10 protein-coding genes are annotated in these 17,840 nt (G+C 43.3%); 3 read left to right on the top strand and 7 right to left on the bottom strand.

Annotation, left to right across the window (positions count from 1 at the left end):
• The first annotated feature begins 12 nt into the window (after positions 1 to 12).
• Positions 13 to 774: a hypothetical protein gene (locus tag BPR_RS00705; RefSeq protein WP_013279540.1), complete on the top strand. Its 762-nt coding sequence runs from the start codon at positions 13 to 15 to the stop codon at positions 772 to 774.
• A 59-nt stretch (positions 775 to 833) separates the two neighbouring features.
• Here the strand turns inward: BPR_RS00705 and BPR_RS00700 are convergent, their stop codons facing one another.
• Both BPR_RS00700 and BPR_RS00695 read right to left on the bottom strand, forming a co-directional pair.
• Entirely contained in the window at positions 834 to 2,096 is a 1,263-nt protein-coding gene (locus tag BPR_RS00700; RefSeq protein ID WP_013279539.1) for a glycerate kinase type-2 family protein, read from the bottom strand.
• A gap of 113 nt (positions 2,097 to 2,209) precedes the next feature.
• Entirely contained in the window at positions 2,210 to 3,601 is a 1,392-nt protein-coding gene (locus tag BPR_RS00695; RefSeq protein WP_042256287.1) for a GntP family permease, read from the bottom strand.
• Positions 3,602 to 3,885: 284 nt separating this feature from the next.
• Between BPR_RS00695 and BPR_RS00690 the strand changes: the two genes are divergently transcribed.
• Together BPR_RS00690 and BPR_RS00685 are read left to right on the top strand one after the other, a co-directional pair.
• Positions 3,886 to 4,653: a PHP domain-containing protein gene (locus BPR_RS00690; RefSeq protein WP_013279537.1), complete on the top strand. Its 768-nt coding sequence runs from the start codon at positions 3,886 to 3,888 to the stop codon at positions 4,651 to 4,653.
• 68 nt (positions 4,654 to 4,721) lie between these two features.
• Positions 4,722 to 5,531, top strand: coding sequence for a TrmH family RNA methyltransferase (locus BPR_RS00685; RefSeq protein ID WP_013279536.1), 810 nt, complete (start codon positions 4,722 to 4,724; stop codon positions 5,529 to 5,531).
• A 70-nt stretch (positions 5,532 to 5,601) separates the two neighbouring features.
• Here the strand turns inward: BPR_RS00685 and BPR_RS00680 are convergent, their stop codons facing one another.
• From BPR_RS00680 to asnB, 5 genes are all read right to left on the bottom strand, one after another.
• Positions 5,602 to 7,512, bottom strand: coding sequence for an AAA family ATPase (locus tag BPR_RS00680; protein WP_052301772.1), 1,911 nt, complete (start codon positions 7,510 to 7,512; stop codon positions 5,602 to 5,604).
• Between the two features lie 241 nt (positions 7,513 to 7,753).
• Complete coding sequence (locus tag BPR_RS00675) at positions 7,754 to 9,367, bottom strand: glutamate synthase subunit beta (RefSeq protein WP_013279534.1); 1,614 nt, start codon at positions 9,365 to 9,367, stop codon at positions 7,754 to 7,756.
• 13 nt (positions 9,368 to 9,380) lie between these two features.
• A complete protein-coding gene (gene gltB / locus BPR_RS00670; protein ID WP_013279533.1) occupies positions 9,381 to 13,949 on the bottom strand; it encodes a glutamate synthase large subunit in 4,569 nt (1,522 codons plus the stop codon).
• A 122-nt stretch (positions 13,950 to 14,071) separates the two neighbouring features.
• Entirely contained in the window at positions 14,072 to 16,180 is a 2,109-nt protein-coding gene (locus BPR_RS00665; RefSeq protein ID WP_013279532.1) for a glutamine synthetase III family protein, read from the bottom strand.
• A 37-nt stretch (positions 16,181 to 16,217) separates the two neighbouring features.
• A complete protein-coding gene (asnB, locus tag BPR_RS00660) occupies positions 16,218 to 17,819 on the bottom strand; it encodes an asparagine synthase B (RefSeq protein WP_013279531.1) in 1,602 nt (533 codons plus the stop codon).
• Positions 17,820 to 17,840 lie beyond the last annotated feature (21 nt).

Raw genomic sequence — 17,840 nt, 5'->3', positions numbered from 1 at the left:
GGGAAACAGTAAATGTACGTCAATAAGAAAGCTCACTATCTGTCCAATTCACTTTTCTGGGCAGCTGGTATTCATTGCTTGGCAAATGCTGCTCTGTTTGTGGTCAGGAGAGTGGCGCAAAATGATATAGCAAGTCAGCCAGATATGGTAAACACCACCATCCTTGCTGGTCAGATAGCTGTCGCAGCAATACAGGTCATTCTGATAGCGTTTGTTTTTATCGGAGCCTTTGATAAATTAAAAAGCGCTCTGTCTGTTGTGGAAGAGTCAGACAGACTCAAGATGGCAGTATTGCAGCAGGAAGCTATGGGGAATAAGATCCCTGCTCTCACTGGAGATTCAATTGGTAAACTCTTAGAACTGTGGGGAGCAATACTTATCGCGGTGCGAATGGTATATGATATCTGCTCTCTTGTGTATCGCAGATTCATAACAGATCTTATTGATTATAGTGGAAGTATTTCCTCTTCAGGAGAAGAATTTGTTGCACTGTACAACAACACTCATGGCTTTAAGTATATAGGCCTTCTCATAGCTCTTTTACTAGGGAGTCTTATGACTGGAATCTTCTTGAACGATAAGATGATCAAGGTAATAACCTTGATTCTGTTGACTTTCTTCTTGTTATCATTTGTTCTTTTGGGAATGCATACTGTAACAGTTGCAGGCTACAGCGTTGGAATTGTCTGGACTTCTGTCATATTCCATCTTGTAGAGACAGTTGGACTGTTTATCCTGGGATTATATTTGAGAAAGAAATATATAGGGCTTTGATTTCACTATAAAAAACTGCTTACCACCATATATAAAGTGGTAAGCAGTTCATCTTTTCATTATGAAATTAACAATACCGCCACATCATTAACATTTGTGCCTGTGGGCCCGGTCATTATAAGACCATCCACCGCTTTAAGAGCATTGTAGGCGTCGTTATTATCAAGATATGAGTGTATATCAATACTCTTATTCTTGAGATCCGTCACCGTCTCACCATCAGCGTATCCGCCTGCCGCATCTGTGGGGCCGTCTGTTCCGTCGCTTCCAAGGGAGAATACTGCTGCATTGGGAACACCGCTTAGTCCAATAGCCGCAGAAAGAGCTATCTCCTGATTACGTCCACCCTTTCCAGTTCCCTTAAGATGAACAACGGTCTCTCCGCCTGCGATATACGCAAGCTTACGTCCATCCTCGTGATGAGATATTGCAATACTGGATAAAAAGCTTCCCGCATCTCTGGCTTCACAGGATAACATATCCGTTAGAACAATCGGCTCGTAGCCAAGTTCCTCCGCTGCTCCTGCTGCCGCTGTGCATAGCTCTCTGACAGATCCTGTGATTACTGTTGTCACGTTATCAAGTTCCTTAGGCGTTTCCTGTGCCAAAAGATTTCTCGCTTTATCAGAAAGCTTCAGCCCATATCTATCTGCAATCTCCTGCGCCTGTGCGCAAGTCGAAGTGTCAGGAACTGCCGGACCGCTGGCAATCATATCAAGGGGATCTCCCAAGATATCGCTTAGAACAATACTAAACACCTTAGCCGGAGCTGCTGCCTTAGCAAAGCGTCCTCCCTTTACGCCGCTAAGTCTTTTTCTGATTGTATTTATCTCAACAATGTCTGCCCCGCAAGCAAGGAGCTGCTTAGTGATATCCTGAAGCTCTTCTCCCGGAATAAGCGGAGCTTCAAACAATGCACTTCCTCCACCTGACAACAGGAAAAGGACTGTATCCTTTTCACCAAGGGGTTCCACCAGATCAAGAGCCTTCTTGGTTGCAGAGAAGCTGTTCTCATCCGGAACCGGGTGACCAGCCTCGCAGCACTCTACTCCTGGGATGTCACCTTTAACGTGATCATATTTAGTAATTACAATGCCCCCAACTATTCCTCTGGCTGTAGTCTCATTCTTATCCTGGTTGCCCAAGGCCTCCACTGCCGCAGCTGCCATCTGCCATGCAGCTTTTCCAGCTGACACAAGAACTAATTTCCCTTCACCAGGTTTGAAATCTTTTAGAGCTCTTTTAACTGCTTCGTCTGGAAGAACAGCTTTAATTGATCGCTCTATTATGATGTCTGCATCTTTTCTTAGTTCTTTATTCATCAGAGCTTCTCCTTGCCCAAAGGCTATTTCCTTATATAGATTGCAATTGGAGCGACATTTAATATTTGTTCAAATTACCAAATTGCCAATATAGATTCTTTGCTTAAAAAATATTAGTGCAGGAACAAGCTAAGGATTGCAATCTCAATGACTGCTGCTACACCCATGATAAGAGATGCTACAGTCCAGGACTTGTAGCCCTTGTCTGTGGACATTGCACCAAAGTTTGTAACAACCCAGTAATAAGAGTCGTTAGCGTGAGATACTGTCATAGCACCTGCGCCGATTGCCATGCAAACCAGTGTTACCTGAACAGGAGTTGTAAATCCAAGAACAGGAAGAAGTGGAGCTACGATTCCAGCTGTGGTTGTAAGCGCAACTGTTGAAGATCCCTGTGCGGATTTGAGGATTGCTGCAAGCAGGAATGGGAAGAAGATGCCCATTGCTGAAAGAACTGTTGCATGCTCTGAGATATAGTTAACCATATCTGAAGAAGCTATAACCTTACCAAGAACACCGCCTGCTGCTGTTACGAAGAGGATTGGTCCAACTGTCTTTAAGGTATCGTTACAGATATCATAGAATTTCTCCATCTTGCCTGCTCCAAGAAGCTGGAATACTGCAAAAATAGTACCAACTGCAAGAGCTATAATAGGTGTACCAAGGAATGTGAAAAGACGAGCAACGCCGCCTGTCATCTTAGCCATTGATACGATTGAAGAAAGAGCCATAAGGATAATAGGAACAATGATTGGAGCAAGAGCTATAAAGCCATTAGGAAGCTTACCAAATTCAGCTACGAGCTCTTCATAAGTCTTGGAAACCTCGCCGTTATCAGCTTCGTCATCAGCTTTAACCTTGCCACCAATGAACTGTGCATAGAAGTAAGCTGCGATAATAGGGAATATTGAGCAAAGTGCACCGATACCCATTACAAGAAGAAGGTTGTCACCGATGCCCAGTGTATTAGCTGCTGCGATTGGTCCCGGTGTAGGTGGGATGAATACATGTGATGTGAAAAGACCTGCTGCAAGACCTACAGACATAGCTACTGAGGAAGCTGCAGTTCTTTTTACAAGAGCCTTACGGATTGGGTTAAGGATTACAAATCCGGAATCACAGAAAACAGGAATAGATACAACCCATCCCATAAGTTCCATTGCCAGAACAGGATGCTTTTTGCCAACTATCTTAATAACAATGTCAGCCAGCTTAAGAGCTGCGCCTGTCTGCTCAAGGATGCTTCCGATAAGAGCGCCCAGGATAATTACGATACCAATGGAAGTAAAGGTTCCTGAGAAGCCCTGTCCAATTACTGTGGCAATTCCTGCCTTGGTTGTTCCGTCATCCAGCTTAATGTCGGCAATAGGAATTCCGGCAATAAGACCAAGAACCAGTGAAATCAACATGATAGAAATGAATGGATGGATCTTGAACTTGGAAATCAGAACAATCATACAGACAATAGCTAGAATGAATACGATAATAAGTGGTAATCCTGTCATATTTTTACCCTCCCGACTATTAATGTGTGAAATTACACATATCACTATATTTAGTATAACACCCTGCTTTTGTAAGTATATGTTGTATTTGATGATTTTATTGTCTGATAATTGTGCATTTTTATCGATGTTGTCGCAATAATGAGAAATAATCACATCTAAGGAATTGTCTTGTCTATCTTATAGATATAAAATGGTACTTATTATGAATATATAATCAGAAACGCGCATAAGCTGTGACTTTTGTGCGGATACAATTTAGGAGCAAATCAAAAAGGGTCATTATGGAATACATCTACGAAACGCATCTTCACACTATAGAAGGGAGTGCCTGCTCTGATACTCCGGCAAAAGAATATATTGAACACATGAAGGCAATCGGCTACAGCGGAATGATCGTTACCGATCACTTTTTTAACGGAAATACAGCTGTACCAAGGAGCCTTCCATGGACAGAGTGGGTTGAACAATACTGCAAGGGATATGAGCATGCACTGGAAGCCGCCAAAGATGCTGATTTTGATGTTTTCTTTGGAGCTGAAGTCTGCTTTCAAGGAGATGAATATCTTTTGTATGGAATAGATAAAGAGTGGCTCAAGAAGACTCCTGAGATTCTGGACATGACAAGGCCTGAGCTCTACGCCGCAGTACATGCAATTGGCGGTATTATGCTCCAGGCTCATCCCTACAGAGAAAGAGGATACCTAAACACAATTCATCTGGCTCCAAATGATGTTGATGGTATAGAGGGCTTCAACGCCGAAAATCCTGATTATCAGAACGCTCTCTGCTATCAGTACGGCTTAGAGCACGGATTTCTCATGAGTGGCGGCTCCGACATCCACCATTTAACCCAGAAGCACATGGGAGGAATGAGCTTCCCATATAGACTTCATTCAATTCAGGATTATGTTAAGGGATTTCTAAACGGGGACGGAACGCCAGTGTTTGTAAGGGATATTACTGACCATATTCCATTCTCCCCAGTCGCTGACGAAAAGGCTCTAACAGAGGTTTCACAGCAGCCTTCGCTTCCTGTTGTGATTCATTAAGGAATAATTTATCCACCTGTATAAGTCACTTATGCGCAGATATATCTATAAATAAGGATTTCATACCCATGTCAAAAGAATTCATCGAAGTTACAGATATCAATACTCCCAAGCTGTCCATCTATCATCAGTTTTCGGAGAATCAATTATTCCATATAAATGAGCCAGACCTTGGAATCTTCATCGCAGAAAGTCCCAAGGTTATTGGACGTGCGCTGGATGCTGGATATGAACCAATTTCTCTTTTGCTTGAGAAGGGTCAGACTGAAAAAGAGGCTGCGGAAATTATTGAGAGATGTGAAAACGCTCCAATTTACATCGCAGAGTCACAGGTTCTCACTCAGATTACCGGTTTCCACTTAACCCGCGGAGTTCTTTGCGCAATGAGAAGAAAAGTACTTCCAAGCGTGGAAAGCCTAGTAAAAGATGCTCATCGTATCGCTGTTCTTGAAAACGTTACTAATCCAACAAACCTCGGTGCAATTGTTAGAAACGCTGCAGCCCTAGGGCTTGATGCAGTTCTTTTCACTCACGGATCCACTGATCCATTATATCGCCGTGCTGCCAGAGTCAGCATGGGCACTGTGTTCCAGATACCATGGACATTTCTGCCTGAGGGCTCAGAAATAGACACAATAAAAGGCCTTGGCTTTAAGACTGTAGCCATGGCCCTTAGAAACGATACAAAAGATATCAGTGATCCAGAACTTAAAAATGCCGACAAGCTTGCCATTTTCCTTGGTGCTGAGGGAGACGGCCTTCTTCCTGAAACAATCGCAGCTTGTGACTGTTGTGTAAAAATCCCAATGGCTCATGGCGTCGATTCTCTAAACGTAGCCGCCTGCAGCGCTGTTGCTTTTTGGGAACTGGTAAAATAAACAAAAAAGAAAGCACCCATACCGGATGCTTTCTTGACAATAATCTATATATTGTTTTTGCTTCTTGTATTTATCTTGTCTTTATTGCTACTTCTTTTCCTGAAAAAGCCATACCAAACTTAATGATGTCAGTGACGCCGTCTTGTAACATTTCAGAATCGTAATGTTTGTCGTCTATCTGTGAAAGTGCTTTGTCAGCCAGTTTGTATAATTCGGCTTGATCAAGGTCTTTTTCCCATTTTATTTCCATAATAATTCCGGCGTGTTTTTTGTCTTTTGGAGAGAGACTGACATCATATCGGCCATCCCCGGACTCTCGGTTTGACTTAATCCTGTACTGATTATCCATTAAAGCAATAAGTCCTAGGACAAGTCCGTGATAGAAGCCTTCTGCTCCAGCGTCATAGAAGCTTATGGATTTGGTCATGTATTCACCAACCGCCTTCTGGAGTCTGTCTTTATCATTGGAATATAGGCTCTCTGCTATGACATTGGAGGTGGTGTCCTTGATAACTCCGATGTTTGCATAGTAAGACAGGATCTCTGTTTTATATACAGCAGCAATTTCGTTATTGGGAATTGCTATTTCACAGAGATAGCTACCATCTGCCTGGAGGTGTTTTTTGACGATCTTGAGGTATCCGGCAACCAGAAGGATGCTATAAATATTGGCGGGATCATCAGAAAGTGATCTGTAAACGGTGGTCTGATTGATTCTAGCTACGACTTTTTCTCCCTGCATTAGTGCAGATAATCTCTCATACACGTCCTCGAAAGTCATCTTCATAACATCTTCTATGATCTCGTTCCTGCCTGCATTAACCCAATATGCCTGGGGAACACAACCTTTGGATATGTAATTGATAACTGACCAGGGATTATAGATTTCCTGATTTCCAAAGAGGTATCCGTCGTACCATTGCTGCAGCTCTTTTCCCTTGTTGGTACATCCGTAGTATTCCATCATCTGATGTACCTCAGGGTAAGTGAATCCAAAATAACTATCGTAATCATCGTCCAGTACGGTGTTGACGGAAAGATTGTTAAGTCCGCTAAAAATACTCTCCTGAGCTATGCGAAGTATTCCTGTAAGGAAGCCATATGCAAGGAACTTGTTATCTTTAAAACCTCCGGAGAAGAGATTTCGCATAAATCCTATAATTTCATCATAGAAATTCTTGGAATAGCCTTCCTGAATAGGCGTGTCATACTCATCTATGATAATTATGGTGTTTGTCCCGTAGTGCTCATAGAGCATTCTGGAGAGGTTCTCAAGGGCGGATGAAAGATCTACTTCATTAGCTGAGCCACTTACTATCTTGTTATAATAAGCCTTCTCGTAATCAGCCAATTTGGTGCTGTCTGCCAGCTCGCTATGTCTACCGTATTCTGCCTGAAGGAGCGCTGACAACTTATTAAGGGTAGCTTCCCAGGAGTCAAACTTAACGTCCTTGAATGTCAGAAAGATTACAGGATATTTACCCTGATGCCTGGTATAGCTATCACCGCAGGACCATATTTGTTTATCCTTGAAATAAATGCTGGTGTCTTCTTCTGATATTTCAAAGAATACTCTGAGCATATCCATGTTGAGAGTTTTGCCAAATCTCCTGGGTCTGGTAAAAAGTGATACCATTGGCTTTCTGTCCAGGAAGTCCTTGATGAGCATGGTCTTATCGACATAGTAATACTCGGACTGGGCTCGAATGTAGTCAGAGATGCCGATAGGAAGAGGCTTTGTCGTGGTGGATGTGCTGTTAGGGTCGCTTTTATCTGTGTTTGGTGCAGGAGATGTTGAAATGAGATTTTTTCTGTACTCGCCTGTTCTGACTCTGCCGTCAGCTGGTTTTACCGCATCATCTGGAATTTGCCATTTTCTGCCTTCCTTGTAAGCGCCTGGAATCTTGCCCTCATTGCACATATTGAGAACACTTCTTTCTGTAATTCCCCATTCAATTGCAATTTCTTTGCTATTTTTCATGGCTATCTCCATATTTCTCTTTTATACAACATAATTATAGGTTTTGTTCGGAAGATTATCAATAGTTTGCAGATTTTATTCGGAAGATTGTCATTTATTTATAATATTATTCCGAAGTTTATCTTTTCCTGTACGCGCCTTTTGTCAGACAAAAGGCTTCCAAAACCGCTTTTGTAGGGCAGTTCTGGAAGCCTTATATTCATTTACTCAAATAATCTAGCTCAGTAGTCGCTATAAATTACTACAGATTCGTATATCCCATCAGATACTCATCAACTTTTCTAGCACAGGCTCTGCCTTCTGCAATAGCCCATACAACCAGGGACTGGCCGCGGTGCATATCACCGGCAGAGAAGATTTTGGTATTAGGGATGTGGTAGCCGCCGTCTTCGGTAACTACTGTGCCTCGAGGGCTGCGCTTAAGTGAAAAGGCATCAGCAGAGTAGTCTTCGCAGCCGACAAAACCTGCTGCGATAAGGAGAAGGTCACACTTAAGTGTTTTCTCTGAGCCGGCTACTTCTGTAAGTTTTCCGTCTTTGAATGCTACTTTAACGGTTTCGATCTGCTTGATATTTCCTTTTTTATCTGTGGTTACGCTTTTAACTGTAGTCTCGTATACTCTTGGATCATTGCCAAAGAGGTATATTGCTTCCTCATGGCCGTAGTCTGTCTTGAGAGTTTTGGGCCACTCGGGCCATGGGTTATTTGCTGCGCGCTCTGCAGGAGGCTTGGGCATCATCTCAAGGGCTGTAACACTCTTTACCCCATGTCTTATGACTGTTGCAATACAGTCATTTCCGGTATCGCCTCCTCCGACTATAACTACGTTCTTACCGGCAGCGTCGATATAGCCACCATGATTTTTCAATGTCTCTGAAGATTTATCAGCCTGATCTGATACAAGCTTAACCAAACCACTATAATCTTCTTTTTTTGCTCTATCTTTCACTCCTGATGATTCCATAAGAGCCTTAGTGGTCTGTGTAAGGAAGTCCACAGCATAATATACGCCGCCAACTTTCTCAGGATCAGCTGCAGGAAGAGGACGTGCTTTTTTAGCTCCACAGCACATAACTACTGCATCGAATTTCGCAAGTAGGTCCTGCGCTGTTACCTGTTTACTATCTGATCCTGCTTTGGCTTTTCCAGTCTTTTTCTCAGTTGCAATACTGTTATCTCCAATATTCACACCCGTATGGAACACAACTCCTTCAGCCTCCATAAGAGCACGTCTTCTCTTGATGACGGTCTTGTCAAGCTTCATATTGGGAATTCCATACATGAGAAGTCCGCCTATTTCATCTTCTCTTTCAAAGACTTCGACGCTATGACCTCTGTGATTTAACTCATCAGCAACTGCCAGGCCTGAAGGACCGCTTCCTACAACGGCAACTCTTTTACCACTTCTGATAGAAGGTACCATAGGCTGGATGTAGCCATTTTCAAAAGCAGTCTCCACCAGATAAAGCTCGTTGTCATGAACCGTTACTGAATCGCCGTACTGTCCGCACATGCATGCCTTCTCGCAAAGGGCAGGACATACTCTTCCAGTAAACTCCGGGAAGTTGCTGGTCTTGTGAAGTCTTGCAAAGGCATGCTTGTCGTGCCCCTTGTAAACCTCATCATTCCACTCAGGTATCAGATTATGAAGGGGACATCCTGTCACCATTCCGCTGAGGTTCATTGCTGACTGACAGAAGGGAACACCACAGTTCATACATCTTGAAGCCTGCTGCCTTCTCTCCTCGGTCATAAGAGGAGTATGAAACTCCTCAAAAGTTTTAATTCTTTCCTTTGGAGGTACATCTCCGTTGTTTTTTCTTTTATATTCAAGAAATCCTGTATCTTTTCCCATCGCGCTATCCTCCTTACGTAAGTTCCTTGAAAGCTTCAAGAACTGCAGTATCATGATCAATACCCTGCTCCTCGAGCCTTCCGATTGCTGTCAGCATCTTCTGATAGTCATTAGGAACGATTTTCTTGAAATCCGGAATATAGTTTTCAAAGTCAGACAGGATTTCCTTAGCAAATTCAGAGTCTGTCTCTTTTACATAGTCCTCAAGGATTCCTCTGAGCTCTGCTATATCATATTTCTCTGTAAGCTCGCAAAGTGATGCCATATCCTTGTTCATTCGAAGGTAAAGAGTATGTTCTCTATCAAGGACATAAGCAATTCCACCACTCATACCGGCCGCGAAGTTCTTGCCTGTCATGCCAAGGATTACTGCTCTTCCGCCGGTCATGTATTCAAGCCCGTGATCGCCGCAACCTTCTGCTACAGCAACAGCTCCAGAATTACGTACGCAGAATCTCTCACCTGCAACGCCGCAGACATAAGCCTTTCCTGCTGTTGCGCCGTAAAGTGCAACGTTACCTATAATGATATTCTCATGAGCTTTGAAGGTTGCTTTCTCAGAAGGTCTTACAACTACTTTACCTCCGGACAAGCCCTTACCAAATCCATCATTAGCATCGCCGTAGAGCCTAATGGTTACGCCCTTAGGAAGGAATGCGCCAAAGGACTGACCTCCTCCGCCCTGTGCCTCAACAACAATACTGTCTTCTACAAGAATATTCTGGTAATCAGCAGTTACTCTGCTGCCAAGAAGTGTTCCAAAGCTCCTGTCGGTACTGGATACATCAACTTTTACAAGCAGCCTGTTGTCAGCCTGGGCATCCTTCGTCTTACCTGCTTGCTTTCCTGTATAAATCTGCATGCCCAACTTATCTTTATTTTTCTCATACGCAGGAATCAGCACCTTTGAATCCAGTGTCTTCTCAAGACCAAAGTTATAAACTTCCTTAGGATCAAAGTGGTTATCTTTTCTGTCCACATATGCTCTGTCAAGGATACGGCTAAGATCTGCTGCCTCCTTGCGCTTTTTGATATCCATATCACTTCCGCCGTAGGTTCTCATGGCAAGCTTATCTGTTCTTCCTACCATCTCCTCTACGGTTCTAAAGCCAAGCTGACTCATGATCTCACGAAGCTGTCTTGCCACAAAGAGCATGAAGTTCATAACATGCTCTGGCTTACCCTTAAAGCGCTTTCTAAGTTCCTCATTCTGAGTTGCGATACCAACAGGGCAAGTATCCTTATTGCAGACACGCATCATCATACATCCCATGCATACAAGGGGAGCGGTAGCAAATCCAAACTCCTCTGCTCCAAGAAGGGCTGCAATAGCAACATCTCTACCTGTCATGAGTTTACCATCTGTTTCAAGTACAACACGACTTCTAAGGCCGTTATCAAGAAGTGACTGGTGCGCTTCACTCACACCAAGTTCCCACGGAAGTCCAGCGTGATGAACTGATGAAGAAGGAGCTGCACCTGTTCCTCCGTCATATCCTGACACCAGAATTACCTGTGCTCCTGCCTTGGCAACACCTGATGCAATAGTGCCTACACCTGCTTCTGAAACCAGCTTAACTGATATTCTTGCCTTATCATTGGCATTTTTAAGGTCATAAATAAGCTGCGCCAGATCCTCAATTGAATAGATATCATGGTGAGGTGGCGGTGAAATAAGGGCTACGCCTGGAGTTGAGTAACGAGTACTTGCAACCCATGGATATACCTTTTTGCCTGGAAGATGTCCGCCCTCACCGGGCTTAGCTCCCTGAGCCATCTTGATCTGGATTTCTTTTGCAGACTGCAAATACTGGCTTGTTACGCCGAATCTTCCTGATGCCACCTGCTTAACTGCACTGTTTCTCTCTGTTCCAAAGCGGGCAATATCCTCGCCGCCTTCTCCGGTATTAGACTTGCCTCCAAGTCTGTTCATAGCTATGGCAAGAGTCTCATGGGCCTCCTTGGAAAGAGAGCCGTAACTCATGGCACCTGTCTGGAAACGCTTTACGATTTCCTCTTCGCTTTCAACTTCCTCAATTGGCACCGGCTTATCTGCAGGAACAAATGATAAAAGAGCTCTCAGAGTATGAGGTCTGTCCTCATCATCCACCATCTGACTGTACTCTTTAAATCTCTCGTAGTCGCCCTCTCTGACTGCTCTCTGAAGAGTAACAATAGTCTTAGGGCTGTACATATGATCTTCCTTGTCCTCACCGCTTCTAAGTGAATGGAAGCCGATAGAATCAAGGGTAGTATCTGTTGAAAGTCCCAGAGGATCAAATGCTCTATTATGCCTAAACTCTACGTCCTGGCCGATCTCTGCAATTCCGATTCCGCCTACTCGGCTGGTTGTTCCGGTAAAGTACTTATCCACCAGCTCTTTTGACAAACCGATTGCTTCAAAGATTCTTGCTGACTGATAGGACTGAAGTGTTGAAATACCCATCTTAGCCGCAATCTTAACAACACCTCCAAGAAGTGCCTTATTATAATCAGCAATTGCTGTGTGATAGTCCTTATCAAGGATTCCGATATCTATGAGTTCTGCGATACACTCCTGTGCAAGGTAAGGGTGAATAGCTCTTGCACCAAAACCAAGAAGAGTAGCAATCTGATGAACATCCCTTGGCTCACCACTTTCAAGAATAAGAGAAACCGCAGTGCGTCTCTTGGTTCTAACCAGATGCTGCTCAACTGAAGATACAGCAAGAAGAGATGGTATTGGCATGTGGTTTTCATCAACTCCCCTGTCTGACAAGATGATGATGTTTACTCCGTCAGCAACAGCCCTGTCAACAGACACGTCAAGCTGCTCCAATGCTCTTTCAACAGGAGTATTTTTATAATACAAAAGAGAAATCTTTCTAACCTTAAATCCAGGCTGATCAAGGGCCTCAATCTTCATCAGGTCAACGCCTGTAAGGATAGGATTATTGATCTCCAGAACTCGACAGTTATCACTCTTTTCTTTTAACAGATTTCCATCAGATCCGATGTACACTGTGGTATCAGTAACAACCTTCTCACGAAGCGAGTCAATAGGCGGATTTGTTACCTGGGCAAAGAGCTGCTTGAAATAGCAAAACAGTGGCTGATGATGCATGGAAAGCATAGCCAGCGGTACGTCAGTACCCATAGATACTGTAGGTTCTATGCCATTTGTAGCCATAGGCATGATCTGATTCTTAACATCCTCATAAGAATAGCCAAATACTTTATAGAGCTTATCTCTCATCTCCTGGCTATTTGTAGGAATCTTTTTGTTGGGAATATTAAGGTGATGAAGGTGCAAAAGATATCTATCAAGCCACTCACCGTAAGGGCTTGCCTTGGAATACTTATCCTTACATTCTTCATCAGAGATGATTCGTCCCTCTTTGGTGTCTACAAGGAGCATATGTCCAGGTGACAAGCGGGATTTCTTATCAATGTTTTCTTCAGGAATGTCAAGGACACCCACCTCAGAAGAGAGAATGAGTCTGTTATCCTTGGTGACATAATATCTTGATGGACGCAGTCCGTTTCTATCAAGAGTAGCGCCGAACACTTCACCATCAGTAAAAAGAACTGCTGCGGGGCCGTCCCATGGCTCCATCATAGTTGCATAATAGTGGTAAAAATCTTTCCTGTCCTGGGCCATGAAATCATTGTGCTTCCAGGGTTCAGGAATTGTGAGCATCATAGCAAGAGGAAGATCCATACCATTCATGTACAGAAATTCCAGCGTATTATCAAGCATTGCAGAGTCTGATCCGGAAGATGCAATTACAGGATAGACCTTGGCAAGGTCTTCACCAAGAACATCCGAAGACATGGTCTCTTCACGGGCAAGCATTCTGTCGCTGTTACCACGGATTGTATTGATCTCACCATTATGAGCGATCATTCTGTACGGATGAGCTCTCTGCCATGACGGTGTTGTATTAGTGGAAAAGCGGCTATGAACCATAGCAATAGCCGTAACATAATCAGGAGAAAGAAGATCTTCGTAGAAATTACGAAGCTGTCCTACAAGGAACATTCCTTTATACACAATGGTTCTGGATGAAAAAGAGCAAATATAAGTATCCTCAGAAGATTTCTCATACTCTCTCCTAAGGCAATAAAGTCGTCTGTCAAATTCTACTCCGCGCTGAACATTGGATGGTCTTTCAATAAAGCACTGAGCAATATAGGGCATGCAGTCGACTGCCACCTGTCCCAATATTTCGGGATGTGTTGGCACATCTCTCCAGCCAAGAACCTTCATGTTCTCTTTCTGGGCAATAACTTCCAGAAGCCTTTTTGCAAACATTCTCTTCATAGAATCCTGTGGCAAAAAGAACATTCCAATGCCGTAATCACCGGCACTTTTAAGCTTCATTCCTGACTTCTCAGCTTCTTTTTTAAAGAACTTGTGAGAAATCTGCACCAAAATACCAACGCCATCACCGACTTTGCCTGTGGCATCTTTACCAGCACGATGTTCAAGCTTCTCAACAATGCTAAGTGCATCGTCAAGAACCTTGTTATCGGCATTTCCATCTATGTTAATTACGGCGCCTATTCCGCAGGCGTCTCTCTCATTCAACCATGGTTCCATGTGGGTACTCCCCTTCCCGCAGCTTCGCTGCTAACTAAAGATATAGAATTATGGGGCGATAATTGTATTTGGATCCGCAATAATCGCCCCTAATCATTTATGATATTTACGCGGCACTCAGATTATCTAAGTGAGAACAGCATCTCTCCGTATGTTGGATAGCTAAGGTACTTCTCTGGAATAAGTGCCTCTGCCTCATCAGCGTACTTTCTAAGCTCGTCCATGTCTGCAAGGACTGTGCTCTCATAGTAACTTGCTGTCTCAAGAGCTTCTGTCATGCCCTCTGCCTTCTTGGTATCCTCGAAGAGCTTTGAAAGTGCCTTGCCCATCTCTGCGCTAGACTTATCAAGAGACTTAAGAACTCCCAGCTCAAGTGCACAGCAGTCTCCATCGAGAAGGCTCTTTTTCTGAACAATCTCTTTTGACAGATCTTTTTCATATGCTACAAGACCTTCTGTTAAGTCTTTTCTGATCATCTCCTGCATTGTGAGAGACTCGATGTGAATTGACTTAGAATAGTTCTCAAGGAGGATCTCATATCTTGAGTAAATCTCTTCCTTGGTGAAAATACCGTGTCTTGTGAAAAGATCTATTGACTCATCGCTGATCCAGTATGGCATGCAATCCGGAAGAGCCTTAAGGTTTGGAAGGCCTCTCTTAGCAGCTTCCTCAACCCACTCGTCTGTATATCCGTTTCCGTTGAAAAGAACTCTCTTATGTGCTAGAAGTGTCTCTTTAAGAACTTCCTTTACCTTTTCTTTGAGCTCATTTCCGCTGTATGCTGAAAGCTTTGCATAGAGCTTTGCTACTTCTTCTGCAACTGCTGTGTTGAGAACGATATTAGCATTTGCAACAGAAACTGATGAACCAGGCATTCTGAACTCGAACTTGTTACCAGTGAAAGCAAAAGGTGATGTTCTGTTTCTGTCTGTGTTGTCCTTGGTGAAGTGTGGCAGTACTGTTGCTCCCATTGTCATCTGAGACTTGCCTACTGCCTTGTAAGCTTCTCCGGCCTCAACAGCCTTGAGTACTTCTGCAAGCTCATCACCAACGAAGATAGAGATGATTGCTGGAGGTGCCTCGTTTCCTCCAAGTCTGTGGTCGTTTCCTGCAGATGCTACTGAAAGTCTGAGGATTGGTGCATACTCATCAACTGCTGCGATAACAGACATAAGAAAGACAAGAAAAGGAATGTTCTCGCCTGGGTTCTTACCTGGATCAAGAAGGTTGATTCCTGTATCTGTGCAGATTGACCAGTTGTTGTGCTTACCAGATCCGTTAACTCCCTCAAATGGCTTCTCGTGAAGAAGACATGCATAGTTGTGCTTGTCAGCAACCTTCTTCATAACTTCCATTGTGAGCTGGTTGTGATCTACAGCGATGTTTGCTGTCTCAAATACAGGAGCCAGCTCGTGCTGAGAAGGTGCAACCTCGTTGTGCTTGGTCTTAGCAGGGATTCCAAGCTTCCAGAGCTCTTCATCAAGGTCGTGCATGTATGCAGATACCTTTGGCTTAATAACTCCGAAGTAGTGATCTTCCATCTCCTGACCCTTGCTGGCTGGAGCACCGATAAGTGTTCTGCCTGTAAGAAGCAAATCTTTCCTCTTCTTATAGAAATCCTTGTCGATAAGGAAATATTCCTGTTCTGAACCGATTGTTGTATTTACGCGGTTAACATCCTCATATCCAAGAAGACGCATCATCTTAACCGCTTCATTTGAAAGAGCCTCCATTGAACGAAGAAGTGGAGTCTTCTTATCAAGAGCTTCTCCGCCGTATGAGCAGAAAGCTGTTGGAATGTAAAGGGAACCATCCTTGATGAATGCAGGTGATGAAGGATCCCATGCTGTATAACCTCTAGCTTCGAATGTTGCACGAAGACCACCACTTGGGAAGCTTGATGCATCAGGTTCGCCCTTAACCAGCTCTTTTCCTGAGAACTCCATGATGATCTTGCCATCCTCTGTTGGAGAAATGAAACTGTCGTGCTTTTCAGCTGTAAGACCTGTCATTGGCTGGAACCAGTGTGTGAAGTGTGTAGCACCGTTCTCGATTGCCCACTCCTTCATGGTTGCTGCTACACAGTTAGCTACATCCAGCTCAAGATGTGTTCCTTTTTCAATTGTCTTATGAACTGCCTTGTAGATATCCTTGGGAAGGCGTTCCTTCATAATCTTGTCGTTAAATACTAGACTTCCAAATTCTGTTGTTAATTTGCTCGCTTCGATCATTGCCACTCTCCTCCGTTTTTCTTTTATTTATGAGCCTTTACTGACCGCTGGCTCCATAATTCGATAAAACTCTTGCTGAAGGATCTGTTACATTGCAGCCCTTCCAGCTCTTGTTAGGCATCCAGAAATCAATAACCATATCTGACTGGTCCGGATAGTACTTTTCAAATATTTCTCTGTATAACAGTGACTCCTTAGTAAATGGAGTTGCATGTTCATATTTCTTTTTGGTCGTTTCAAACTCAGCATAAGTATATTTACTGTCTGCATATTCCATAAGGTCATCTCTGAGAGAATGCCCCACGGCATCTGAAAATGCTGCCTTTTCTCTCATTAGGATCGAATGTGGAATAACTTCATCCTTTTCAAAGGCTTTACGTAAAAGAAATTTACCAATACCATAGGTATTCAATTTCTTTTCAGGATCGATTCCCATTACATAATCCACAAAATCCAGATCTCCGAATGGAACTCTTGCTTCCAGAGAGTTAACACTTATGCATCTGTCTGCACGAAGTACATCGTACATGTGAATTTCTCTGATACGCTTTTCGGCTTCTTCCTGGAAAGCCTCAGCGCTTGGTGCAAAGTCTGTGTACTTGTAACCAAAAAGTTCATCTGAAATCTCACCTGTCAGAACAACCTTTATATCTGTGTTCTCATGGATCCATTTGCAGAGAAGATACATTCCGATTGATGCCCTTATTGTTGTGATGTCGTAGGTTCCAAGTGCTGCAATAACAGGCTCCAAAGCTCCAATGACATCGTCTTTTGTAATGATTACCTCGTGATGATTGCTATGAATGTAATCAGCAACCTCTCTTGCATACTTAAGATCAATAGCATCTATGTCCATTCCGATTGCAAAGGTTTCAATTGGCTTATCGGAAAGCTTAGCCGCTACGCCGCAGACAAGGGATGAATCAAGACCTCCTGATAAAAGAAATCCCACAGGCGCATCCGCATCGAGTCTTTTCTGTATACCGGTAAAAAGCTTGTCATGAATATTTTCAACTATGACTTCTAAGGAATCATCAGTGAGTGTTTCTCTACACTCTTTTGACTTGCTCTTTGTCATATCTCTATAGCAGACAAACTTACCATCCTCATAGAAATGCCCTGGTGGGAAAGGCATTATCTGATCACAAGCTCCCACCAGGTTTTTAGGTTCAGATGCGAATATGATGTGTCCTTCTGCATCATAGCCGTAATAGAGGGGTCTGATTCCAATTGGATCTCTTGCTGCTATAAATGAATTCTTTTTCTTGTCATAGATAACACAGGCATATTCAGCATCAAGAAATCCGAACATTTTGGTTCCTAATATCTCATATAAAGGAAGCAATATTTCGCAATCACTTTCGCTCTGGAAGCTGTATCCAAGGGATTCTAAGTATTTTTTTAAATCATGAAATCCGTAAAGCTCTCCGTTACATACCACCGTATTACCATTATGATTAAAGGGCTGCATTCCTGCTTCATTAAGTCCCATGATAGACAGACGGTTAAATCCCATCCATCCACATCCTACTTTCTGGATCCTTGACATGTCAGGGCCCCTTGATATGGTCTTTGATAGCATTTCTTCAAAGAACTCCCGGGATAAATCTTCCCTTGCGTATGTAAGTATTGCGCACATAACTTCCTCCAAAAACTATAG

Source organism: Butyrivibrio proteoclasticus B316 (assembly GCF_000145035.1).
In the GTDB taxonomy this organism is placed as follows: Bacteria; Bacillota; Clostridia; order Lachnospirales; family Lachnospiraceae; genus Butyrivibrio; species Butyrivibrio proteoclasticus.
The sequence above is the reverse complement of the archived record's forward strand: the minus strand, read 5'-3'. Positions and strand labels throughout refer to the sequence as shown.